1 pseudogene is annotated in these 634 nt (G+C 60.9%); it reads right to left on the bottom strand.

The window, feature by feature from the left end:
* A pseudogene (locus tag CSC70_RS14010) lies at positions 1-634 on the bottom strand (hemagglutinin repeat-containing protein); the annotation flags it as partial.

The raw sequence follows: 634 nt of genomic DNA, 5'->3' as shown, positions 1-634 counted from the left end.
GATGTTGGCGCCGTTGAGGCTGACGCCTTGGTTGCCGGTCATGCTGGCGGCCAGGGCGATATAGCTGCTGCTGACCGTTGAGGAGCTCAGCCGCTGGTCTTCTTCTTCGTAATAGCAAACGACCTTCTGCCCGACCGGCTGCATGCAGTCGTTGGTGATCGCGGTGACGATGTGTTCCACGTCGCTTTGTCGAACCGTCTGATTCAACGCCAGCGCCTGGTTGAGCAGCTGCTCGCCGCCTACGATCATCCCGTCCGAGAGCCCGCCAAGACCACGCTGGTTGGCAGCGAACACGCCTGCTGCAGCGATGGTGGAGGCATTGTTCGTCACGCTTCCCGACAGCAGGATGTTTCCGCCCGCCGCGATGCGTCCCTCTGCGCTTGCCGAAGACAGCTGCTCCTGCTGGATCACCTGATAGTTGCGATAAATACCCGGCGCGAGCCCCTTGTAAGGATAGGGTGCCCGGGCTCCCTGGATGTTCCGGATCGCCTTGCCTTCGATCAGCTCACCACCCGCATACACACCATCGTTGCCGGGATCGGTAGAAACGCTGGTTGTGTTAACGACACGACGCCGGTTATTCAGCTGGTTGGCCGCAATCAAGATGCTCCCGTCGGCCTCGATACTGCCCGAC

This window comes from Pseudoxanthomonas kalamensis DSM 18571, from assembly GCF_010211745.1.
Lineage (GTDB): Bacteria > Pseudomonadota > Gammaproteobacteria > Xanthomonadales > Xanthomonadaceae > Pseudoxanthomonas_A > Pseudoxanthomonas_A kalamensis.
Note: the sequence above shows the minus strand (reverse complement) of the source record. Positions and strands in the feature narration are given on the sequence as shown.